Here is a 23,651-nt window from a genome sequence, read left to right as displayed (position 1 = left end):
GTACCTTATAACGATGAGTATGCCGCCGCGCCCCCTGTTTGCGAGGCTTGAAACAATAACAATAATCCTAGCATCGACGGCGTTTTCACTGCGTCGAATCCGTGCGGTAAATGAGGTTGCACCACTGTTCCGATTTCCAAATTGTGACGCTTACCCTATATTACCCCAACGCAATCTGTTCGTTACGGGTCAATCACCTCCATGAAAGAAATCGAAGAGCTTATCGCCAACAACCAGGCCTGGTCGGCCAATATCAGTCAGGAAGACCCGGATTTTTTTGAACGTTTAGCCCAGGCGCAAAAGCCCCGCTTCTTATGGATTGGTTGCTCTGACAGCCGCGTTCCCGCAGAACGCCTGACCGGCCTCGAGCCGGGTGAACTGTTCGTCCATCGCAACGTGGCGAACCTCGTTATCCACACCGATCTTAACTGCCTGTCGGTGGTGCAGTATGCGGTAGATGTGCTGGAGGTCGAACACATCATCATCTGCGGCCACCTGGGCTGCGGCGGCGTGCAGGCCGCGGTGGAAAACCCGGAGCTGGGGCTGATCGACAACTGGCTGCTGCACATTCGCGATCTGTGGTACAAGCACAGTTCGCTGCTGGGCGAGCTGCCGCCGGAACAGCGTTTTGACATGCTGTGCGAGATCAACGTCATTGAGCAGGTATACAACCTGGGCCACTCCACCATCATGCAATCGGCCTGGAAACGCGGCCAGAAGGTGATGATCCACGGCTGGGTGTACGGCATTCAGGACGGCCGTCTGCGCGATATGGAAGTGCTGGCGACCAGCCGCGAGAGCCTGGAGATGGGCTACCGCAAAGCGATAGCCAAACTGAAGCAGGATAAAGGCGTATAATCCCGCCGCGGGCGCGGCAGGCCGCGCCCCACATCAATTACTCGTCCAGCAGCACCACTTTGCCGACGTACGGCAGGTGACGGTAGCGCTGGGCGTAGTCGATGCCATACCCCACCACGAACTCATCCGGGATCGAGAAGCCGACGTATTCGACCGGCACCTGCACTTCACGGCGCTCAGGCTTGTCCAGCAAGGTGCAAATCGCCAGCGATTTCGGCCCGCGCAGCGCCAAAATCTCGCGCACTTTGTTCAGCGTGTTGCCGGAATCGATGATGTCTTCCACGATCAGCACGTCTTTGCCGCGAATGTCTTCGTCCAGATCCTTGAGGATCTTCACGTCGCGGGTGGTGGACATGCCGCTGCCGTAGCTGGAAGCCGTCATGAAGTCGACTTCATGCGGCACGTCAATCGCGCGGCACAGATCGGCCATGAACATGAAGGAGCCGCGCAGCAGCCCGACCAGCACCATGTCACTGCCGCTGTCGCGGTAATGTTCGGTGATCTGGCGGCCAAGTTCGGCGATACGGGTCTTAACTTCCTGCTCGGAAATCATTACGTCTACAGTGTGTTTCATAGTATTCAGGTCAGTTGCCGGAAGAAAGGCGCAGAGTTTAGCATAGGCCGTTACGAGTTGCCTCTCTCCCGGACAGGGGAGTTTTCTTTATTAAGGGTATTCCTGACGAGCGTGCAGGACACCCACTATTTCAATGTGTGCAGCCAGCACGCGGTAAACCACAATGTAATTAGGATGAACGACCATTTCACGGGTCCCGTTCACCCTGCCTGGCCGGAACAGATAAGGATGTTCCGCTAACGGGATAACCGACTCTTCAATGCGTTGCAACAGAGCCTCAGCGGCAAGTGGGTTTCGCTCCGCGATAAAGGCAAGCAGCGTGTATAAACCCGTTTTTGCTTCGTCAGTCCATTTGACGATTAACATGAGGGTCAGGCCGATTTTCTTTTGGCTTTCGCCTGTTCGATAATGTGACGAGCACCGGCCATAACCTCGTCATGGGGGACGCGGGGTGTGTCGCTATTGATGGAAGATTCCACGGTGCTTCTGAACCAACGATCGTAACTATCAGCCTGCTCTTGAGTCTCAAACTCAGAAACGATGGGATCCAATTTTGTCGGCATGACGCACTCCTCAACAGCTGATATTTTAATCAGTATAACGGCTTCCTTTCATTGAACCAAGCGGTGGCGACGCGAGCGCGCCGCCACCTGAGCGACGGGCCGCGATCATTCGCCGACGGTAAAGCCCATCATCATGCCGGTATCTTCGTGTTCCAACAGGTGGCAGTGGGCCATATACGCATGTTCACTGCTTGCCGGATGATCGAAGCGCACCAGCACTTCGCTGCGCCACCCTTCGACGCGCACTGTGTCCTTCCAGCCGCTGCGATGCGCCGCCGGCGGTTTGCCGTTCTCCGACAGGATCCGGAACTGGGTGCCGTGAATGTGGAACGGGTGCAGCATCATGTCGCCCTCGCCGGAAATGGTCCATTTTTCATACTGGCCCCGTTTGGCGGCAAACATCGGTTTGTTCATGTCGAAGGCCTTGCCGTTGATCATGTTGCCATGGCTGAAGTCGAACGGTTTAGCGTTGCCCTGCGCGCCGCCATGATCCATCCCGGCCATCTTGCCATGATCCATGCCTTTCATGCTGCTCATGTCGCCGTGGTCCATGCCCTGCATGCCGCCCTTCTCCATGCCCTTCATGTTACCGTGGTCCATACCTTTCATGTCTCCAGCGCCCGTCGCGCCATGATTCATGCTCATGCCGGCCATCGCCTGGTGACCATAACGATCCATCAGCGCCTGCATGCCGAGCATATCCAGCTGCGGATCCATCATCAGCTGCAGCCAACGCTCCTGGATGCCGGTGGTGGCAGGCAATGTCGGCAGCTTCACCAGGCTGTCCGGCATGGTTTTGATGCCCTGCGCCAACGACGGCTGAATGCGCAACACCGGCAGCGGCCGATCGAACGGCGCCAGCGTCATGCCCATCTGTTTCACCGGCAACGTCACGATGTCGAACGCTTTCCCGTCGGAGGCATCGACCAGCACTTCAAAGCGCTCGCCCATCAGCATCGGCAGCTCGGTCAGCTTCACCGGCTCCGCCAGAAAACCGCCGTCGCTGGCGATGACGTACAGCGGGCGGTTGTCACTGGCCGCCAGATTCAGCGAGCGGGCGTTGCAACCGTTGAGGAAACGCAAACGCAGCCAACCTCGCGGCGCCAGATGTTGCGGGTACTGCGCGCCGTTGGTAAACATGCGATCGCCAAACCAACCCACCGCCGCGCTCATCACGTCCAGGCGATATTCGATCTGGGCATCTTTGCCCAAGCGCTTATCCTGCAGGATCACCGGAATGTCATCCTGCCCCCAGGTTTTCGGCAGCGGCAGTTTGGCGCTTTCATCGTCTTCCAGCAGCACCAGCCCCGCCAGCCCCATCATCACCTGGCTGCCGGTTTTACCGTGGGTATGCGGGTGGAACCAGCAGGTGGCCGCCGGTTGATCGACGGTGAAATTCACCGTGCGCGTTGCGCCGGGATGGATCAACGCCTGCGGGCCGCCATCGACGTCGCCGGGGATTTCCAGGCCGTGCCAGTGGACGGTACTGGCTTCCGCCAGGCGGTTTTTGATATCGACCGTCACCGGCTGACCCCGCTGCAGCTTCACCGCTGGCCCGAGCAGCGCACCGTTGAATCCCCAGGTTTTGGTGGCGGCGCCGGGCAACCAGCGGGTTTCCCCCGCCTGCAGCGCCAGCGCAATCTTTCCCTGCGCGTCGGGCGTTAACAACGGGGGCACCGGCAGGGCCGGCCGCTCGGCCGCTAAGGCGGCCCGGCTCCATAACGGCAATGCGCTCGCGGCGCCCAATGCAGCGGTCAATTTAATAAAATCACGGCGTAACATCGCTGACTCCCTTTTCTCAGTGACATAACTCAACGCAGCCAGCCTAAACCTTCCCCCAGGCGGAAGGTCAAGCCTTTCCTGGCGGTATTTTAAGCTATGCCTCACAATCAAGAGCGCGCCGTGGGTGAGCGCTATGGCAGCGCCCGTCAGCAATAAAATTTGGTGCCTTTACAGGCAAGTGTGGTAACGTCTGCAGACGACAAACAGGCCTATTTCATGATGAAAAAAACAACGTTAACGATGCTGTTGCTGGCGATGCTGGGCTTCTCCAACGCCAGTCTGGCGCTGAATGAATCCGAGGCGGAAGATCTGGCCGATCTGACGGCGGTATTTATTTATTTGAAAAATGATTGCGGCTACAACGATTTGCCAAATGCGCAAATCAAGCGCGCCATCGTCTATTTCGCGCAACAAAACCGCTGGGATTTGAGCAACTACAACAGCTTTAACATGAAGGCGCTGGGCGAAGACAGCTATCGCGATCTGAGCGGCATCGCCATTCCAACGCCCAAGAAGTGCAAATCGCTGGCGCGCGACTCCCTGAGCCTGCTGGCCTACGCCAATTAATCTTCCCCCTCGCCCGTCCGCCCTCCGCTCTCTCTGTCTGAAATTCAACCGTGCATCGCCAGGCAGAGTTAGCTATGATGTTGCGCCGATTTTTCATGGCTGTTATTACGGAGTTTCCCGCACATGACCCAGAAAGAAATTTGGTACGAAACGCTGCATACGGGCTTCGGCCAGTACTTTTCGGTAGAGAAGGTGCTGTACCGCGAGAAGACCGATCATCAGGATCTGGTGATCTTCGAGAACCCGGTACTGGGGCGCGTGATGGCGCTCGACGGCGTGGTGCAAACCACCGAGCGTGACGAGTTCATCTATCACGAAATGCTGACCCACGTGCCGCTGCTGGCGCATGGCCAGGCGAAGAAAGTGCTGATCATCGGCGGCGGCGACGGCGGCATGCTGCGCGAAGTCAGCCGGCATCCTGGCGTTGAGCAGATCACCATGGTCGAAATCGACGCCGGTGTCGTCGAGTTCTGCCGCCAATACCTGCCCAACCACAGCGCCGGCGCCTATGACGATCCGCGCTTCAAGCTGGTGATCGACGACGGCGTCAACTTCGTGAATCAAACCGACGAAACGTTCGATGTGATCATCTCCGACTGCACCGATCCGATCGGCCCCGGCGAAAGCCTGTTCACCTCAGCGTTTTATGAAGGCTGCGCCCGCTGCCTGAATGAGGGCGGCATTTTCGTTGCGCAAAACGGCGTCTGCTTCCTGCAACAGGATGAGGCGGTCAACAGCCACGCCAAACTGAGCCGCTACTTTACCGACGTCAGCTTCTATCAGGCGGCGATCCCGACCTATTACGGCGGCATCATGACCTTTGCCTGGGCGAGCCAGAACCCGGCACTGCGCCAGATCGATCTGCCGACTCTGCAACAACGCTTTAACCAAAGCGGCCTACACTGCCGTTATTACAACCCGGCAATTCACGTCGGCAGCTTTGCCCTGCCGCAATATTTGCTCAATGCCCTGAACGTAACACGTTAAGCGAGAAGATAAAGGAGGTGGCCTAAATTGCATAAGCTAAAACTGCACGGCTTCAACAACCTGACCAAGAGCCTGAGTTTTTGTATTTACGATATTTGTTATGCCAAAACCGCGGACGATCGCGACGGCTATATCGCCTACATAGACGAACAATATAACGCCAACCGGCTGACCGAGATCCTGAGCGAGACCTGCTCGATCATCGGCGCCAATATTCTGAACATCGCGCGTCAGGACTACGAGCCGCAGGGCGCCAGCGTCACCATCCTGGTCAGCGAAGAGCCCATCGATCCGAAAGACGTCGATACGTCGGAACACCCAGGCCCGTTGCCGAATACGGTCGTCGCGCACCTGGACAAAAGCCATATCTGCGTACATACCTACCCGGAAAGCCATCCGGAAGGCGGGCTATGCACCTTTCGCGCCGATATCGAGGTCTCGACCTGCGGCGTCATTTCGCCCCTCAAGGCGCTGAACTACTTAATTCACCAGCTGGAATCCGACATCGTCACCATGGACTATCGCGTGCGCGGTTTTACCCGCGACGTGAACGGCGTGAAACATTACATCGATCATGAGATCAATTCGATCCAGAACTTTATGTCGGAAGACATCAAGGCGCTGTATCACATGATGGACGTGAACGTTTACCAGGAAAATATCTTCCATACCAAGATGTTGCTGAAAGATTTCGATCTGAAGCACTACCTGTTTAACGCGGAGCCGGAGGCGTTGAGCGCAGCCGAACGCAAGCAGATCACCGATCTGTTATGGAAAGAGATGCAGGAAATCTATTACGGCCGCAATATTCCGCATCTGTGATGGAAAGGGCGCGGCGCGCCGCGCCCTGATGCTTAGTACTTCAGCATGAAAGAACGATAGGCCTTCAACACCAGCAAGAAATCCTCAACGCCGCAGAATGAGAGGCTTTCTTCGTCGTAGTAGTTCATCCCCTCTTCCATTTCGTCGCCCTCGAACTCCAGCTGATTGGCGCGGATCATCACTTCTTCACCATCCATCAGCAGCGTATATTCATGGCCTTCCAGCTGCCATTGGCGCTCGCTGCCTTTGACCTCGGCCGCGCCGGCTTCAATGCGGTCCAGCAGGTTGAAATCGCCTTTGACTTCTTCATTGATCCAATGGCCAATCGCTTCATGCCCCATCGAAAATCTGACGATCACCTGACCGGTGACGTCACGCAGAAATTCGTAATCCATAGCATGCCCTCCTGAGCCCTTTTTCTTAGTGTAAACATAAATGGCGGACTAACTCAGTGAGCGCTCGCAAAGTTGGCAACTGAGCAAAATAAAACGGGAGGCCAAGGCCTCCCGTTAAACAGTTGCGCAATATAGCGGCTTACACGGCGGTTTGGAAGATCACGCCGTCGGCTTTTTCGGTGTACTGGCCCAGCTGGTCAAAGTTCAGGTAGCGGTAGGTATCCGCCGCCGTCTTGTCGACCTGCGCCATATAGGTCTGGTACTCGTCCGGCGTCGGCAGGCGGCCCAGCAGGGACGCTACCGCGGCCAGTTCGGCAGACGCCAGATAGACGTTGGCGCCGGTGCCCAGACGGTTCGGGAAGTTACGGGTCGAGGTGGAGACCACCGTCGCGCCGTCCGCCACGCGCGCCTGGTTGCCCATGCACAGCGAGCAGCCCGGGATCTCGATACGCGCACCGCTCTTGCCGAAGACGCTGTAGTAGCCTTCTTCGGTCAGCTGAGCCGCATCCATCTTGGTTGGCGGCGCCACCCACAGACGGGTCGGCAGCTGGCCCTTGTGCTGATCCAGCAGCTTGCCCGCCGCGCGGAAGTGGCCGATGTTGGTCATGCAAGAACCGATGAACACTTCATCGATTTTGCTGTTGGCCACGTCGGACAGCAGGCGCGCGTCGTCAGGATCGTTCGGCGCACACAGGATCGGCTCTTTGATCTCGTTCAGATCGATGTCGATCACCGCTGCGTATTCCGCATCCGCATCGCCTTCCAGCAGTTGCGGATCCGCCAGCCATTTTTCCATGCCCTGAATACGGCGCTCCAGCGTACGGCGATCGCCGTAGCCTTCGGAGATCATCCACTTCAGCAGCACGATGTTGGAGTTCAGGTACTCTTCAATCGGCGCCTTGTCCAGCTTGATGGTACAACCGGCGGCGGAACGTTCGGCGGACGCATCGGTCAGCTCAAACGCCTGCTCGACCTTCAGATCCGGCAGGCCTTCGATCTCCAGAATGCGGCCGGAGAAGATGTTTTTCTTGCCCTTCTTCTCGACGGTCAGCAGACCTTGCTGGATCGCGTAGTAAGGGATGGCGTGCACCAGATCGCGCAGGGTGATGCCCGGCTGCATTTTGCCTTTGAAGCGCACCAGCACCGACTCAGGCATATCCAGCGGCATCACGCCGGTCGCGGCGGCAAACGCCACCAGGCCGGAACCGGCCGGGAAGGAGATGCCGATCGGGAAGCGGGTGTGGGAATCGCCGCCGGTGCCGACGGTGTCAGGCAGCAGCATGCGGTTCAGCCAGGAGTGGATCACGCCGTCGCCCGGGCGCAGCGAGACGCCGCCGCGGTTCATGATGAAGTCAGGCAGCGTGTGGTGCGTGGTCACGTCGACCGGTTTCGGGTACGCGGCGGTGTGGCAGAACGACTGCATGACCAGATCGGCGGAGAAGCCGAGGCAGGCCAGGTCTTTCAGCTCATCGCGGGTCATCGGGCCGGTGGTGTCCTGAGAGCCGACGGAGGTCATCTTCGGCTCGCAGTATTCGCCAGGGCGAATGCCGGCGACGCCGCAGGCGCGGCCGACCATTTTCTGCGCCAGCGAGAAGCCTTTGTTGCTGGCGGCTACCGGTTTGGCGATGCGGAACACGTCGCTGTGCGGCAGGCCGAGCGCTTCGCGCGCCTTGGTGGTCAGGCCGCGGCCGATGATCAGCGGGATACGGCCGCCGGCGCGCACTTCATCCAGCAGCACGTCGGTTTTCAGCTCGAAGTTGGCGATCAGCGCGCCGGTTTCGTGGTTGCGCACTTCACCTTTGTACGGGTAAACGTCGATCACGTCACCCATGTTCAGCTCGGACACGTCCACTTCGATCGGCAAGGCGCCGGCATCTTCCATGGTGTTGAAGAAGATAGGCGCAATCTTGCCGCCCAGCACCACGCCGCCGCCGCGCTTGTTAGGCACGTGCGGGATGTCGTCGCCCATGAACCACAGCACCGAGTTGGTGGCGGATTTACGGGAGGAACCGGTGCCAACCACGTCGCCGACGTAGGCCAGCGGGAAGCCTTTCTTGTTCAGCAGCTCGATCTGTTTGATCGGGCCGACGCTGCCCGGCTGATCCGGCACGATGCCTTCACGTTCGTTTTTCAGCATCGCCAGCGCGTGCAGCGGGATATCCGGGCGCGACCAGGCGTCCGGCGCCGGAGACAGGTCATCGGTGTTGGTTTCGCCGGTCACTTTGAACACGGTGACGGTGATCTTTTCCGCCAGCTCCGGGCGCGACAGGTACCATTCGGCATCGGCCCAGGACTGCATGATCTGCTTGGCGTGCGCGTTGCCGGCTTTCGCCTTCTCTTCCACATCGTAGAAGTTGTCGAACATCAGCAGCGTGTGGGACAGCGCTTTGGCGGCGATCGGCGCCAGCTTTTCGTTGTCCAGGGCTTCGATCAGCGGATGAATGTTATAGCCGCCCTGCATGGTGCCTAACAGTTCAATGGCTTTTTCGGGGGTAACCAGGGGGGATGTCGCTTCACCTTTGGCGATGGCCGCCAGGAAACCTGCTTTGACGTAGGCGGCTTCGTCGACGCCCGGTGGAACACGGTTAATCAGCAGGTCTAACAGGAATTCTTCTTCGCCTTTTGGCGGATTCTTCAGTAGTTCGACCAGCGCGGCCATTTGGGTGGCGTCTAGCGGCTTAGGGGCGATGCCCTCAGCAGCACGCTCGGCTACGTGCTTACGGTATTCTTCTAGCACGACGTTCTCCTCGCTCTCATTGTCATTTATTGTGCCTGGCGTATATGCAAACCGGGTTTATACCCTTTGGGTTTCACTCTGTTGCTAGGCGATCGGCCCGTAAAGGCCCCGAAACGGTGATTGGGGCAAACAAGCACGGTCAAACAGCGTTACAGCATGAAAGACTGATGGGTAGAACGCACGGCGATATTGATGCCATCTATCCTGACGGGGCACTGCTGTCGATGTCCTGGACTGTAAGGTACAGTGCCCGGTTCCGCTCAGCCAGCATATCAGGATTTGAAACGGTTGTTAATTCGTTCACATAAAAGCAACATTAAATCTTTGCTGAATCGTTGAGCGCAGCGTAATCGGCTGCCGGACAAACAGGGCATTATATCCACATAATTAAAACGGATATAAGCATGAGGATCGGAATTTGGCGCAGCGGCCACAAAAAACCGCGTTCTGCATCTGAGCAAAAAAAAACGGCCCCTTCTCAGGAGCCGCTTGTTAACCGGTCAAACCAGCAGAATTACTTCTTCTTGGCTTTCGGGTTAGGCAGGTCGGTGATGCTGCCTTCGTAGATTTCCGCCGCCAGGCCCACGGATTCGTGCAGGGTCGGGTGAGCGTGGATGGTCAGCGCGATGTCTTCCGCGTCGCAGCCCATCTCGATAGCCAGACCGATTTCACCCAGCAGCTCACCGCCGTTGGTGCCGACAATCGCGCCACCGATGATGCGGTGAGTTTCTTTGTCGAAGATCAGTTTGGTCATGCCGTCTGCACAGTCGGAAGCGATCGCACGGCCGGAAGCCGCCCACGGGAAGGTGGAGGTTTCGTAGCTGATGCCTTTCTCTTTCGCTTCTTTCTCGGTCAGACCCACCCACGCCACTTCCGGCTCGGTGTAAGCGATGGATGGGATCACTTTCGGATCGAAGTAGTGCTTCATGCCGGCGATAACTTCTGCGGCGACGTGGCCTTCGTGCACGCCTTTGTGCGCCAGCATCGGCTGACCGACGATGTCGCCGATGGCGAAGATGTGCGGCACGTTGGTGCGCAGCTGTTTGTCGACGTTGATGAAGCCACGCTCGTCAACTTCAACACCGGCTTTGCCGGCATCCAACAGTTTGCCGTTCGGCACGCGGCCGATCGCCACCAGCACCGCGTCGTAACGCTGTGGCTCTGCCGGCGCTTTTTTACCTTCCATCGTGACGTAGATGCCGTCTTCTTTGGCTTCTACCGCGGTCACTTTGGTTTCCAGCATCAGGTTGAACTGCTTGCTGATACGTTTGGTGAAGACTTTCACCACGTCTTTATCTGCCGCCGGGATAACCTGATCGAACATTTCAACGACGTCGATCTGTGAACCCAGCGCATGGTATACGGTGCCCATTTCCAGGCCGATGATGCCGCCGCCCATAACCAGCAGACGCTCTGGGACGGTTTTCAGCGCCAGCGCATCGGTAGAATCCCACACGCGTGGATCTTCATGAGGAATGAATGGCAGTTGGATCGGACGAGAACCTGCAGCGATGATGGCGTTGTCGAAGTTGATGGTGGTTGGGCCGTTTTCGCCTTCAACAACCAGGGTGTTAGCGCCGGTGAACTTGCCCAGGCCGTTGACCACTTTCACTTTACGGCCTTTCGCCATGCCAGCCAGACCGCCGGTCAGCTGAGTGATGACTTTTTCTTTCCAGACGCGCACTTTGTCGATGTCGGTTTTCGGCTCGCCGAAAACGATGCCGTGTTCGGCCAACGCTTTGGCTTCTTCGATCACTTTGGCAACGTGCAGCAGTGCTTTGGAAGGGATACATCCCACGTTCAGGCAAACCCCGCCCAGAGTGGAATAACGTTCAACCAGAACGGTTTCAAGACCTAAGTCAGCGCAACGAAAGGCTGCAGAGTAACCTGCCGGGCCCGCCCCAAGTACCACGACCTGAGTTTTAATTTCAGTACTCATCATGACCTCTTAATTGATTGTCCGGCGGGTCAGACGTCATTTTTATTGCTAATCGATCTCATAACGCCCTTCATCCACCGGGACGCTTACACCGCGAGCAGTTTACAGAATTGTTAATAATCTGCAAAGCGTGTTCGAGTGACCCGTGTCTCAACAATTTTGTCGAGTTATGCAAAATCCGACAAAACTGCTACAGAATCGTCAGGGGCGCAGCATGCTGCGCCCCTTTTGCATTACATCACCAGACGGCGAATGTCGGACAACATGTTGTTGATGATGGTGATGAAGCGCGCACCATCGGCACCGTCGATAACGCGGTGGTCGAAGGACAGCGACATCGGCATCATCAGGCGCGGCATGAACTCTTTACCGTTCCAGACCGGCTCCATCGCAGACTTGGAGACGCCCAGGATAGCCACTTCCGGCGCGTTGACGATCGGCGCGAAGTGAGTTGTCCCGATGCCGCCCAGGCTGGAGATGGTGAAGCAGCCGCCCTGCATCTCGCCCGCGGTCAGCTTGCCGTCGCGCGCTTTCTTGGAGATGGTCATCAGCTCGCGAGACAGCTCGGTGATGCTCTTCTTGTTCACGTCCTTGAACACCGGAACCACCAGGCCGTTCGGGGTATCTACCGCCACGCCGATGTTGATGTATTTCTTCAGCGTCAGCTTCTGACCGTCTTCGGACAGCGAGCTGTTGAAGCGCGGCATCTGCTCCAGAGCGGCAGCGACGGCTTTCATGATGAACACGACAGGCGTGAACTTCACGTCCAGCTTGCGCTTGGCCGCTTCTTCGTTCTGCTGCTTGCGGAACGCTTCCAGATCGGTGATGTCGGTTTTGTCGAAGTGAGTCACGTGCGGGATCATCACCCAGTTGCGGCTCAGGTTCGCGCCAGAGATCTTCTGGATGCGGCCCATTTCGACTTCTTCGATCTCGCCGAACTTGCTGAAGTCCACTTTCGGCCACGGCAGCATGCCTGGCAGACCGCCGCCGGCAGCAGCCGGGGCCGCTTCAGCGCGTTTCACCGCGTCTTTCACGTAAGCCTGAACGTCTTCGCGCAGGATGCGGCCTTTACGACCGGTGCCTTTCACTTTCGCCAGGTTAACGCCGAATTCACGCGCCAGACGACGAATGACCGGAGTCGCGTGCACGTAGGCCGCGTTCTCGGCGAACTCGCCTTTGTCTTCAGCTTTCGCAGCCGGAGCGGCGGCTTTAGCGGCGGCCGGAGCCGGCGCAGCGTCCGCTTTAGCGGCTGGAGCGGCGGCAGCGGCAGGCGCAGCGCCTTCCACTTCGAACACCATGATCAGGGAGCCGGTTTTCACTTTGTCGCCGGTCGCGATCTTGATCTCTTTCACGGTGCCCGCGAACGGCGCTGGCACTTCCATGGAGGCCTTGTCGCCTTCCACGGTGATCAGAGACTGCTCGGCGGCAACCTTGTCGCCCACCTTGACCATCACCTCGGTCACTTCGACTTCGTCACCGCCGATATCCGGCACGGCGACGTCTTTAGCCGCAGAGGCCGCAGGCGCTGCAGCCGGTGCTTGCGCCGCAGCCGGGGCCGCAGCGGAAGCGGCGCCGGCCACTTCGAACACCATGATCAGGGAACCGGTTTTCACTTTGTCGCCGGTCGCGATCTTGATCTCTTTCACGGTGCCCGCGAACGGCGCAGGGACTTCCATGGAAGCCTTGTCGCCTTCCACAGTGATCAGGGACTGCTCGGCTTCCACCTTGTCGCCCACTTTCACCAGGATCTCGGTCACTTCGACTTCGTCGGCGCCGATATCCGGCACGGCAACGTCTTTGGCCGCAGCGGCAGCCGGGGCAGCTGCTGCCGCCGGTTTTTCTTCCGCTTTCGCCGCCGGTGCAGCTTCCGCTGCGCCTGCCGCTTCGAAGATCATGATCAGTTTGCCGGTTTCGGTTTTATCGCCGACCGCCACTTTGATCTCTTTCACCACGCCCGCCTGCGGGGAGGGCACTTCCATGGAAGCCTTGTCGCCTTCCACGGTGATCAGCGATTGTTCCGCTTCAACTTTATCGCCGACCTTCACCAGAATCTCGGTGATTTCGACTTCATCTGCACCGATGTCCGGTACGTTGATTTCGATAGACATTATTCAGTACCTCTTAGGCCAGACGCGGGTTAACTTTTTCCGGGTTGATGTCGAATTTCTTGATTGCATCAGCAACCACAGAAGCTTCGATCTCACCGCGTTTAGCCAGTTCACCCAGAGCAGCAACCACCACGTAGGACGCATCGACTTCGAAGTGGTGACGCAGGTTTTCGCGGCTGTCCGAACGACCGAAGCCGTCGGTGCCCAGTACGCGATAATCGCTGGCCGGCACATAAGTACGAACCTGTTCGGCGAACAGTTTCATGTAGTCGGTAGAGGCTACCGCCGGCGCGTCGTTCATCACCTGAGCGATGTAAGGCACGCGTGGCGCTTCGGTTGGGTGCAACATGTTCCAACGCTCGCAATCCTGGCCGTCGCGCGCCAGTTCGGTGAACGAGGTCACGCTGTAGGTGTCGGAACCCACGCCGTAGTCCTTCGCCAGGATCTGCGCAGCTTCGCGCACGTGGCGCAGGATGGCGCCAGAGCCCAGCAGCTGCACCTTGCCTTTGCTGCCTTCCAACGTTTCCAGCTTGTAGATACCCTTGCGAATACCTTCTTCCGCACCCTGCGGCATCGCAGGCATGTGGTAGTTTTCGTTCAGCGTGGTCAGGTAGTAGTACACGTTTTCCGGGTTGTCGCCATACATGCGCACCAGACCGTCGTGCATGATGACCGCCACTTCGTACGCGTAAGCCGGATCGTAAGAGATGCAGTTAGGGATGGTCAGAGACTGAATGTGACTGTGGCCATCTTCGTGCTGCAGACCTTCGCCGTTCAGGGTAGTACGGCCCGAGGTCCCGCCGATCAGGAAGCCGCGCGCCTGTTGGTCGCCCGCTGCCCAGCACAGGTCGCCGATACGTTGGAAACCGAACATCGAGTAGTAGATGTAGAACGGAATCATCGGCAGATCGTTGGTGCTGTAGGACGTCGCTGCGGCCAGCCAGGAAGAGGCTGCGCCCAGTTCGTTGATGCCTTCCTGCAGGATTTGGCCTTTCTCGTCTTCTTTGTAGTAAGCAACCTGCTCACGGTCCTGCGGGGTGTACTGCTGGCCGTTCGGGCTGTAGATACCGATCTGACGGAACAGACCTTCCATACCGAAGGTACGCGCTTCGTCGGCGATGATTGGCACCAGGCGATCTTTGATCGACTTGTTCTTCAGCATCACGTTCAGGGCACGCACGAAGGCGATAGTGGTGGAGATCTCTTTGTTCTGCTCTTCCAGCAGCGAGCTGAAATCTTCCAGCGCCGGCATTTCCAGCTTCTGGGTGAACTCCGGCAGACGGGTAGGCACGTAGCCTTTCAGCGCCTGGCGACGTTCGTGCAGGTATTTGTACTCTTCGGAATCTTTCTCGAAGGTGATGTACGGCAGTTTTTCGATGTCAGCATCGGCAACCGGCACGTTGAAACGATCGCGGAAGTGGTGAACCCCTTCCATGTTCATTTTCTTCACCTGGTGAGCGATGTTTTTACCTTCCGCGGTTTCACCCATGCCGTAACCTTTGATGGTGTGGGCCAGGATAACGGTCGGTTTGCCTTTGGTGTCCTGCGCTTTTTTCAGTGCAGCGAAGATTTTCTTCGGATCGTGACCACCACGGTTCAGCGCCCAGATTTCGTCGTCGGTCATGTCTTTGACCAGCGCCGCGGTTTCCGGGTAACGGCCGAAGAAGTGCTCGCGCACGTAAGCGCCGTCTTTGGATTTGAAGGTCTGGTAGTCGCCGTCCAGGGTCTCGTTCATCAGCTGAACCAGTTTACCGCTGGTGTCTTTGCGCAGCAGCTCGTCCCAACGGCCGCCCCAGATCACTTTCAGCACCTGCCAGCCTGCGCCGGAGAAGATGCCTTCCAGTTCGTTGATGATCTTGCCGTTACCGGTGACCGGGCCGTCCAGGCGCTGCAGGTTGCAGTTGATGACGAACACCAGGTTGTCCAGCTTCTCGCGAGTCGCGATGGTGATGGCGCCTTTGGATTCCGGCTCATCCATCTCACCGTCGCCCAGGAAGGCGTAAACGGTCTGCTCAGAGGTGTCTTTCAGGCCGCGGTGTTCCAGGTATTTCAAGAACTTCGCCTGATAGATGGCGCTGATTGGGCCCAGGCCCATGGATACGGTCGGGAACTGCCAGAATTCCGGCATCAGCTTAGGATGCGGGTAAGAGGACAGGCCGTTGCCGTGCACTTCCTGACGGAAGTTGTTCATCTGTTCTTCGGTCAGGCGGCCTTCAAGGAAGGCACGCGCGTAAACGCCCGGAGAGATGTGGCCCTGGAAGTACACCAGGTCGCCGCCGTCTTTCTCGTTGCGTGCGCGGAAGAAGTGGTTAAAGCAGACTTCATAGAAGGTCGCGGAAGACTGGAAGGAAGCCATGTGGCCGCCCAGCTCCAGGTCTTTCTTGGATGCGCGCAGAACGGTCATGATCGCGTTCCAACGGATCGCAGAGCGAATGCGGCGTTCCAGATCCAGGTTGCCTGGGTAAGCCGGTTCGTCTTCTACCGCGATGGTGTTGACGTAGTTGTGCGCTGCAGCACCGGCCGCAACGTTAACGCCGCCTTTGCGGGCTTCTCCCAATACCTGATCAATCAGAAACTGAGCTCGCTCAACACCCTCTTCACGGATGACCGATTCGATCGCCTGCAGCCAGTCGCGGGTTTCGATCGGATCCACGTCATTGTTTAAACGTTCTGACATGGTGGTATTCCTTATCTGTCTAATGGTTTGTTTGGAGCCTGTCTTCCTGTGCTCTGTGAAAAAACACACGAAGACAGGCCCATCAGTTTAGTTGCCGCTTAAGTACTTAACTAAGTACCTCGAACTTAACCCCCGCAGGCTGGTGTACCCTGAAGAGGACAGCTCTTAATCCTTGCGTTGCTGGAGACGCCGCAGCGATCTCTCGCGCCGAGTATGCTCCCGGCTGAGATCCAGCAAGATTTCCTCGATAAACGCCAAGTGGCGATGCGAGGCTTCACGGGCCTTTTCCGGCTCGCGTGCCACAATCGCCTCAAAAATTCCGGCGCGGTGGCTGCTCACTTTTGCCAACATCTCACGGCGCGAGTAGAGCAATTCAAAGTTCTGACGCACGTTCTGTTCCAGCATCGGCCCCATGCAGCGTAGCAGGTGAAGTAACACAACGTTGTGAGCGGCTTCAGTCACGGCGATTTGATACTGCATGACCGCATCGGCTTCGGCGTCGAGATCGCCGCTGTCTTGAGCCTGTTGAATCACGATGTGGCAATCGCGGATGCGCGCCAGATCTTCATCGGTGCCGCGCAGCGCCGCGTAATAGGCGGCAATGCCTTCCAGCGCGTGACGGGTTTCCAGCAGATCGAACTGTGATTCGGGATGGTCGGCCAGCAGCTCGGCCAGCGGATCGCTGAAGCTCTGCCACAGATTAGTTTGCACGAAGGTGCCGCCGCCCTGACGGCGCAGGAGCAGCCCTTTCGCTTCAAGGCGCTGAATGGCCTCTCTCAGAGAAGGACGGGAGACATCAAATTGTTTCGCCAGCTCGCGCTCCGGAGGCAGTTTTTCGCCTGGGCGCAGTGTCCCCTCGAGGATCAGGTATTCGAGCTGTTGCTCGATAACATCTGACAACTTGGGTTGGCGGATTTTGCTGTAGGCCATGAGTGAATTCTTCTCTGCGAATGGCGCGGAGTCAATTGGTAATACCAATTTCAAAAACGTGACGGTAAAGTAACAAAGTATTCACCTCCTGTCCATACGGGCCTTGATCGAAATCAGGTTACCCGCACATTTTAACACCCCGCTGAAAACCCCGCTGCAAACCGGTAACGCCGTGATGGTATTACCATTTACGCGGCGGGTTGGGGATTTAACTTTTACCAAACCTTACGCAAGGCAGAGTGCAAACTTTTTGCCCGAGTTTTATTGCATGGTTATTACGCTTTCATGAATGGCTATTTGGCGAACAGCGCAACGGCGGTTCGTTCATTATTTGAACGCGGCCCACCGTTCAGATCTACGTTATTTTTGCGCATTATGTGATTTGTTGCTTATTTCATGCACTGAATCCCCCCTGCCGTCACACAACCCGCATTTTGTTTCCTAAACTGCTGCAATCTTAATCACTCACACGACAAAGCAGGTGCAAACCGACGCGCATAACATTATTCTCTGCCAAACGGTAGCGGCGCCGTGGAATTAATAGCTATAACGCCGTAAATAAAACAAAACACACATCGTAACCACTGCTTTACAGGCAGGTGGGCATTCACAACGACAGAGGGTTAGATTGATGGATGGTCAACAGCATGGTGACCAGCTGAAGCGCGGCCTGAAAAACCGCCATATTCAGCTCATCGCCTTAGGTGGCGCAATCGGCACCGGGTTATTTCTCGGTATCGCTCAAACAATAAAAATGGCCGGCCCGTCAGTGCTTCTCGGCTACGCCATCGGCGGCTTCATCGCGTTTCTGATCATGCGCCAGCTGGGGGAAATGGTGGTGGAAGAGCCGGTCGCCGGTTCCTTCAGCCACTTCGCCTACAAATACTGGGGCAATTTCGCCGGCTTCGCCTCCGGCTGGAACTACTGGGTGCTGTATGTCCTGGTGGCGATGGCGGAGCTGACGGCGGTCGGCATCTACGTGCAGTACTGGTGGCCGGAGATCCCCACCTGGGTTTCCGCCGCGGTATTCTTCCTGGCGATCAACGCCATCAACCTGGCCAACGTGAAAGTTTACGGCGAGATGGAGTTCTGGTTCGCCATCATCAAAGTGGTGGCGATTATCGGTATGATCGTGTTCGGCGCCTACCTGCTGTTCAGCGGCATGGGCGGCCCGGAAGCCACCGTCACCAACCTGTGGGCGCAGGGCGGGTTCTTCCCGAACGGCGTCATGGGCCTGGTGATGGCGATGGCGGTGATCATGTTCTCCTTCGGCGGCCTCGAGCTGGTCGGCATCACCGCCGCCGAAGCCGACAACCCGCAAAAAAGCATTCCGAAAGCCACCAATCAGGTGATCTACCGCATCCTGATCTTCTATATCGGTTCGCTGGCCATTCTGCTGTCGCTGTACCCGTGGGGCAAAGTGGTCGAAGGCGGTAGCCCGTTCGTGCTGATCTTCCACGCGCTGAACAGCAACCTGGTGGCGACCGTGCTGAACATCGTGGTGCTCACCGCCGCGCTGTCGGTCTACAACAGCTGCGTCTACTGCAACAGCCGCATGCTGTACGGCTTGGCGCAGCAGGGCAACGGCCCGAAAAGCCTGCTGAAGGTCGACGGCCGCGGCGTGCCGGTGGTGGCCATCGGCATTTCCGCCCTCGCCACCGCGCTGTGCGTGCTGATTAACTACCTGATCCCGGGCCGCGCCTTCGAACTGCTGATGGCGTTAGTGGTATCGGCGCTGGTGATCAACTGGGCGATGATCAGCCTGGCGCACCTGAAATTCCGCGCCGCCAAAAACCGCGAAGGCGTGGTGCCGAAGTTCAAAGCGTTCTGGTACCCGTTCAGCAACTACCTGTGCCTGCTGTTCATGGCCGGCATCCTGGTGATCATGTACCTGACGCCGGGCATTCAAATCTCGGTGCTGCTGATCCCGGTATGGGTGGCGATCCTGGCCGTCGGTTACGCCATCAAACAGCGCAGCCAACGTGTCGACGGCGTCACCAGCCGTTGAATCCCGTGACCGCGCAATAAAATGGCCCGCAGATGCGGGCCATTTTTTTCGTCTGAACGCCGCTTACTTGCGCAGCGCTTTCACCTGCTCGGCGGTGACGTCCGCCGGCAAACCACCCCAGGTCACCCGCAGGTAGTTTACCAGTTCCGCCACGTCGGCATCGCTCAGACGCTCGCCGAAGCCCGGCATGCTCTGCATGCTTTCACCGTTCGGGAACTGCTGGGCCGGCAGGCCGTCCAGCACCGACACGATCAGGTTCTTGCCGTCCGCCTGGCGCAGCGTGGCGTTATCGCGCATCGCCGGTGCGACGTGCGGTTTGCCTTCGCCTTCGCGCGCATGGCAGCCGGCGCACTGATCCAGATAGGTCATGCGCCCGGCATCGCTGCCCTGCCCCATTTTCACCGGCACTGCCGCCGGCGGCTGCTCGCCCATCAGATACAGCGCCAGCGCCTGATGGTCTTCCGGCGTCAAATGACGGGTGCTGAGATCCACCACCATATGCATCTCACTGAAGGCCGAACCCTGCGACGCGAGGCCGGTGCCGAGGAAGCGGCTGACGTCCTGCGGCGTCCAGCCGCGCTGCGCCAAGCCGTGCGGCGTAATGCCCGGCGCCATGAAGCGGCCGAGATCGCCGCCCTGCATCGGCTTGCCGAGATCCATCTGCCCCAGCGCGCCGCGCGGCGTGTGACATTCGCCACAGTGGCCCAGCACGTCGGCCAGATAGCGGCCGCGCTGCCATTGCGGCGAGCTGCCCTGCGAGCTGGCCGGCAGCGGATCCTGGCTGCGGAACAGCAGATTCCAGCCGATCAGCGCCATGCGCTGGTTGAACGGGAACGGCATCTCGTTGGCCGGAATGGCCACGTCCACCGCCGGGCGCGTCATCAGGTAAGCGTAGATGTCATCGGCGTCCTGACGCGAAATGCCCTTGTACGAGGTGTAAGGCATCGCCGGGTACAGGTGCCGTCCGCCCGGCGCCACGCCCTGCGTCAGCGCCAGGAAGAAGTCGTCCTTGCTCCAGCGCCCGATGCCGTGGTCGGCCGACGGCGTCAGGTTGCTGCCGTAAATCGTGCCGAACGGCGTGTCCAGCGGATAGCCGCCGGCCAACGGCGCCCCGCCGCTGGCGGTATGGCAGGCGGCGCAGTCGGCGGCCTGCGCCAGATAGCGGCCGCGGGCGATCTGTTCGGCGCTGGCGGTTACCTGCTGCACCGGGCCGTCGTAACGGCGGTTTTCCCGCCACCACAGCAGCGCAATCACCACGATCGCCACCAGCACAATCAACACTGCGAGACGTTTTTTCATTGCGCCGTCTCCTTCAGCAGGCCCGGCGTTTTCAGCACCACGTCGCGCACCGCTTCGTAGTAGCGCACGTAGCCGGTACAGCGGCAGATATGGCTGTCCAGCGCCTGCTCGATGGCGTTCTCCAGCTGATCGCGGGCGATCGGCTCACGCTTGAGCTTTTCCACGAAAATGGTGGCGGCGTTGACGAAGCCTGGCGTGCAGTAGCCGCACTGGAAGCTGTAGTGCTCCAGAAACGCCTGCTGGATCGGCGACAGCTCAACCACCTCCCCCTGTTCGTCCACCCTGGCGTGGCCTTCGACGGTGCGCACTTTCTTGCCGTTGAAGAAATGCGCGCCGGTGATGCAGGTGCGCACCTCTTCGCTGGTGCCGCTCGGGTGATCGACAATAGCTACGCAGGCGTGGCAAATGCCCTGCCCGCAGCCGAGGCGCGAACCGGTCAAATCGAGATACTCGTGCAGGAAATCGATCATCATCAAGCCTTCCGGCACCTCGATCGGGCCGTACTGTTTCTCGTTGATGGTCAGGGAAATCGGCTGGGTTTTAATGCTCATTGTAATACCTCACGAATATTTTCTGCACGAACGGGCAAATCACGGAAACGGTGGCCGGTGGCGTCGGCAATGGCGTTGACCAGTGCGGCCACGATCGGGATCATCACCACTTCCGCCATGCCTTTCGGCGGATCGGTTTCCGACAGCGCCGGCAGGATGTCGCCGCTCTGTTTCCATACCGCCACGTCGCTGGCGCGCGGCAGGTGGTAACGGTTGAAGTTCCAGGTGCCGTTGCCCGGGCCGTCTTCGTACAGCGGTAAATATTCGTGCAGCGCATGGCCGATGCCCATCGCCAGCCCGCCCTGCAGTTGGCCGGAAACCAGTTCCGGCACGATCAGGTTGCCACACTCCATGATCGAGTGATGATTCAGCAACTCCACCTGGCCGGTGGCGATATCCACCGCCACTTCCGCCAGCGTGCCGACGGCGCTGTAGTAGGTCACCGCCGCATTGTTGCGCTGGGTCGGCGGATAATAGACCTGCCCGCGCGCCAGCGGTTTGAATTCGCCGCCGGCGTTGCGCAGCGCCATGCCGTCGACCGGCAGGCGTTCGCTTTTGCCGTTCAACGTGAAATCGGCCTCCGCCCACTGCCAGCGGTTGAACACATGCACCGCCGCGCCGGTGACCCCGCCCATCTGATAAGCCGTCTTGGCCAGCAGCTCGAGGCTCAGCACCGACATGCCCGCCGCCGTCAGGCCGCCTTCGACCCAACGCGCATCTTCGCGCCGCACCACCAGCGGCGCCGCCTGGCCGCCGCCGATACCGGCCTGCCACAGCGCCATCGCCGCCGGCCACAGGCCGTGATCGAAGATCAGGCGCGCCGCTTCGCGGGTGCTGTGCGAGAAGTAATAGGCCGAGTTGCTGGCGCTCGACGGCGAACAGTAGCTCGGCGTCCAGTTGGGGTTGGTTTGCAGCTTGTCCTGCTCTTCCTGCGACATCAGGTAAGGATCGCCGCTGGTGACCATCGGCAATACCGACCAGTCGGTGACCGAGAAGTGCGCTTCGTCGGCCGGTTTGCCCAGCCACTGCGCGCACAATACCGACTGCGAGGTCGACATGCCGGTGCCCATCTCCGCGCCACTGTGATGCAGGGTGATGCGGCCGTCTTCGCTCAGCTCCACCCGGGCGAACGAGGTTTCCGCCCCGGTGCCGAAGTCTTTCTGCACGCAGCCGAAGCCGACGCCATAGCGCTTGCCGGGATGGCGGCTCTCAAACTCGGCCTTGCGTTCGGCGCGCTTAAGCCATATCTCATGCTTCGCCGCCTTTTCCAGTACTTCATCGGCGCGGATCGCACCGGCCGGGATCGCCCCCTGGGTGTTTTTCATGCCGGATTTCAGCACGTTGCGCAGGCGGAACTCGATCGGGTCAATCTTCAGCTCGGCGGCCAACTCATCCACCATCATCTCGGTGGCGGCCATGCTCTGCAGCGTGCCGTAACCGCGCGCCGAACCAGCGTCGATGGCGCGTGAAGCCAGCCCGACCGACGACAGATCGCTTTTCGGGAAGTAGTAAATCGACTGGGCGGCGGTTGCGCCGACCATCACCACCGAAGGGGTAAAGTTGCTGCGGCCGCCGCCGTCCGCGGTCATGTCACCGAGGAACGACTGCATGACGCCGGTCTGCTTATTCACCGCGATGCGGTAGTTCATGTCGAACGCGTGGCGCTTCAACGCCGTCTGGAACTGTTCGAAGCGATCGTTGGCCAGGCGCACCGGGTGGCCGTCGCCATACATCGCCGCCACCGCGCCGTAATACGGGAAGTTGTAGTGGTCTTTCGAGCCGTAGCCCACGGTATAGCACGGGTGCAGGATCAGCTGTTTCACCGGCGGATTGCGCTTGGCCAGCATGCGCGGCATCTCGTCGGCCACTTCCTGCGGCGACTGAGTCGGCACCACCAGATGCAAGGTTTGCGTCTGCGCGTCGAACCAGCCGTTGGCGTTGTCCGGCTCCAGCGCCGAGGTGTCGATCGACTGCGTGGTGTAGCGGCGCGACATTACCAGCCAGTCGGCCGGCGGATTCGCCAACTCGTCGGCGATCATCCCTGCATAGCGCATGCCTTCCTGATCCAGCTTGCCGCCCTCGCGCCCTTCCGGCCACACCGGCAGGTGTTTTTTCATCGACACCGGGAAGATCGGCGTGTCCTTCAGGCTGGAGAAGCGATCGTCGTCGAACGGTTGTTCTCCCCCCACCCGCACATAGCGGAAGCTGCCCCAGGGATCGCGCTCGAGCGGGCCGGTCACCGCGCCATATTTGATGGTTTCTTCGCGGAATTTCAGCTTGTCCTTGGCGAAGCGGAAACGGGCGAAGTCGTGATAGATCAGGATCGCCACCGCCTGGCCGAGGTAGGCCGGGGTTTTGCCGCTCGGCAGCAGCATGTCGTCACCGTAGAACGCCGGAAAGGCCAGGCCGTCGCGCGCCAGATCTTCCGCCGTCACCAGGCGATCCGGCTGCAGATCGTCCCCCAACAGCGACAGCTCGACCCCTTCGAACAACCGGTCGGCCTTGGTCACGCGCAGAATGAAGGCGTGCGCCTGTTTCTGCGGCCAGTGCGGCATGTCCACCGCGCGGATATCGCGCGCGAACACCTTCTGTCCCATGACCTTGGCGCGGCCGTCGATACGGAAACGCACGCGCTTGGTCTGCGGATCCCAATTGGGCGACTGGAGGATTTTTTGCTCGAACAGCGCGGCGTAGGCGCGGCTGTACAGGGGGGCGAGGTACACGGATACCCCCGCAATCACGGCGCTTTTGATAAAGCGACGCCGCGACGGGTTGAAATTGCTCATAAATAAGTCCTTCACGTCTTTCTTGTAATTGGTTTTTGTTCGCGGTGTTGTTGCGCAAACGCTGACGA

General features: G+C 58.9%; 18 protein-coding genes. 5 read left to right on the top strand and 13 right to left on the bottom strand.

Annotated features, from left to right (window positions below; all coding sequences use genetic code 11):
- The first annotated feature begins 201 nt into the window (after nucleotides 1-201).
- Complete coding sequence (gene can / locus ACSBQV_RS17455; protein ID WP_015379031.1) at nucleotides 202-858, top strand: carbonate dehydratase; 657 nt, start codon at nucleotides 202-204, stop codon at nucleotides 856-858.
- Nucleotides 859-895: 37 nt separating this feature from the next.
- Here can and hpt read toward each other — a convergent pair whose 3' ends face one another.
- From hpt to cueO, 4 genes are all read right to left on the bottom strand, one after another.
- Complete coding sequence (gene hpt, locus ACSBQV_RS17450; RefSeq protein WP_048234659.1) at nucleotides 896-1,432, bottom strand: hypoxanthine phosphoribosyltransferase; 537 nt, start codon at nucleotides 1,430-1,432, stop codon at nucleotides 896-898.
- Nucleotides 1,433-1,522: 90 nt separating this feature from the next.
- Nucleotides 1,523-1,798 carry a type II toxin-antitoxin system RelE/ParE family toxin gene (locus ACSBQV_RS17445; protein ID WP_099784514.1) on the bottom strand — a complete coding sequence of 92 codons (276 nt, stop codon included), beginning with the start codon at nucleotides 1,796-1,798 and terminating at the stop codon, nucleotides 1,523-1,525.
- 5 nt (nucleotides 1,799-1,803) lie between these two features.
- Entirely contained in the window at nucleotides 1,804-1,995 is a 192-nt protein-coding gene (gene relB, locus ACSBQV_RS17440; protein WP_004937521.1) for a type II toxin-antitoxin system RelB family antitoxin, read from the bottom strand.
- A 105-nt stretch (nucleotides 1,996-2,100) separates the two neighbouring features.
- A complete protein-coding gene (gene cueO / locus ACSBQV_RS17435) occupies nucleotides 2,101-3,777 on the bottom strand; it encodes a multicopper oxidase CueO (protein WP_099784516.1) in 1,677 nt (558 codons plus the stop codon).
- 219 nt (nucleotides 3,778-3,996) lie between these two features.
- Between cueO and ACSBQV_RS17430 the strand changes: the two genes are divergently transcribed.
- The 3 genes from ACSBQV_RS17430 to speD all read left to right on the top strand — a co-directional run bounded on the left by ACSBQV_RS17430 (nucleotide 3,997) and on the right by speD (nucleotide 6,153).
- Nucleotides 3,997-4,344 carry a YacC family pilotin-like protein gene (locus tag ACSBQV_RS17430; RefSeq protein ID WP_033644927.1) on the top strand — a complete coding sequence of 116 codons (348 nt, stop codon included), beginning with the start codon at nucleotides 3,997-3,999 and terminating at the stop codon, nucleotides 4,342-4,344.
- A 123-nt stretch (nucleotides 4,345-4,467) separates the two neighbouring features.
- Nucleotides 4,468-5,331 carry a polyamine aminopropyltransferase gene (gene speE, locus ACSBQV_RS17425; RefSeq protein ID WP_167324598.1) on the top strand — a complete coding sequence of 288 codons (864 nt, stop codon included), beginning with the start codon at nucleotides 4,468-4,470 and terminating at the stop codon, nucleotides 5,329-5,331.
- A gap of 27 nt (nucleotides 5,332-5,358) precedes the next feature.
- Nucleotides 5,359-6,153 carry an adenosylmethionine decarboxylase gene (gene speD, locus ACSBQV_RS17420; protein ID WP_004937510.1) on the top strand — a complete coding sequence of 265 codons (795 nt, stop codon included), beginning with the start codon at nucleotides 5,359-5,361 and terminating at the stop codon, nucleotides 6,151-6,153.
- A 32-nt stretch (nucleotides 6,154-6,185) separates the two neighbouring features.
- Here speD and yacL read toward each other — a convergent pair whose 3' ends face one another.
- The 6 genes from yacL to pdhR form a co-directional block, all read right to left on the bottom strand.
- A complete protein-coding gene (gene yacL / locus ACSBQV_RS17415) occupies nucleotides 6,186-6,548 on the bottom strand; it encodes a protein YacL (RefSeq protein WP_004937507.1) in 363 nt (120 codons plus the stop codon).
- Nucleotides 6,549-6,687: 139 nt separating this feature from the next.
- On the bottom strand, nucleotides 6,688-9,285 hold the full coding sequence (gene acnB / locus ACSBQV_RS17410; protein WP_033644692.1) for a bifunctional aconitate hydratase 2/2-methylisocitrate dehydratase: 2,598 nt from the start codon (nucleotides 9,283-9,285) through the stop codon (nucleotides 6,688-6,690).
- A 514-nt stretch (nucleotides 9,286-9,799) separates the two neighbouring features.
- Nucleotides 9,800-11,224 (bottom strand): dihydrolipoyl dehydrogenase, encoded by a 1,425-nt coding sequence (gene lpdA / locus ACSBQV_RS17405; protein WP_033644926.1) that lies wholly within the window; start codon nucleotides 11,222-11,224, stop codon nucleotides 9,800-9,802.
- Between the two features lie 233 nt (nucleotides 11,225-11,457).
- Nucleotides 11,458-13,332 carry a pyruvate dehydrogenase complex dihydrolipoyllysine-residue acetyltransferase gene (gene aceF / locus ACSBQV_RS17400; RefSeq protein ID WP_099784520.1) on the bottom strand — a complete coding sequence of 625 codons (1,875 nt, stop codon included), beginning with the start codon at nucleotides 13,330-13,332 and terminating at the stop codon, nucleotides 11,458-11,460.
- A gap of 13 nt (nucleotides 13,333-13,345) precedes the next feature.
- On the bottom strand, nucleotides 13,346-16,009 hold the full coding sequence (aceE, locus tag ACSBQV_RS17395; RefSeq protein WP_033632104.1) for a pyruvate dehydrogenase (acetyl-transferring), homodimeric type: 2,664 nt from the start codon (nucleotides 16,007-16,009) through the stop codon (nucleotides 13,346-13,348).
- Between the two features lie 165 nt (nucleotides 16,010-16,174).
- Entirely contained in the window at nucleotides 16,175-16,939 is a 765-nt protein-coding gene (gene pdhR, locus ACSBQV_RS17390; protein WP_004937490.1) for a pyruvate dehydrogenase complex transcriptional repressor PdhR, read from the bottom strand.
- A 631-nt stretch (nucleotides 16,940-17,570) separates the two neighbouring features.
- On the opposite strand from pdhR, the gene ACSBQV_RS17385 reads away from it, so the two are divergent.
- On the top strand, nucleotides 17,571-18,947 hold the full coding sequence (locus ACSBQV_RS17385; protein ID WP_004937488.1) for an amino acid permease: 1,377 nt from the start codon (nucleotides 17,571-17,573) through the stop codon (nucleotides 18,945-18,947).
- A gap of 63 nt (nucleotides 18,948-19,010) precedes the next feature.
- Here the strand turns inward: ACSBQV_RS17385 and ACSBQV_RS17380 are convergent, their stop codons facing one another.
- Genes ACSBQV_RS17380 through ACSBQV_RS17370 form a run of 3 tightly spaced genes read right to left on the bottom strand, consistent with a single transcriptional unit; the run spans nucleotide 19,011 to nucleotide 23,583 of the window.
- Nucleotides 19,011-20,246: a cytochrome c gene (locus ACSBQV_RS17380; protein ID WP_099784522.1), complete on the bottom strand. Its 1,236-nt coding sequence runs from the start codon at nucleotides 20,244-20,246 to the stop codon at nucleotides 19,011-19,013.
- Nucleotides 20,243-20,797, bottom strand: a complete 555-nt coding sequence (locus ACSBQV_RS17375; RefSeq protein WP_015379038.1) for a (2Fe-2S)-binding protein — start codon at nucleotides 20,795-20,797, stop codon at nucleotides 20,243-20,245. Before ACSBQV_RS17375 ends, ACSBQV_RS17380 begins: the two co-directional genes overlap by 4 nt.
- Nucleotides 20,794-23,583 (bottom strand): xanthine dehydrogenase family protein molybdopterin-binding subunit, encoded by a 2,790-nt coding sequence (locus ACSBQV_RS17370; protein WP_099784524.1) that lies wholly within the window; start codon nucleotides 23,581-23,583, stop codon nucleotides 20,794-20,796. Before ACSBQV_RS17370 ends, ACSBQV_RS17375 begins: the two co-directional genes overlap by 4 nt.
- Nucleotides 23,584-23,651 lie beyond the last annotated feature (68 nt).

This window comes from Serratia sp. B501, assembly GCF_051172315.1.
GTDB lineage: Bacteria > Pseudomonadota > Gammaproteobacteria > Enterobacterales > Enterobacteriaceae > Serratia > Serratia ureilytica.
Note: the sequence above shows the minus strand (reverse complement) of the source record. Positions and strands in the feature narration are given on the sequence as shown.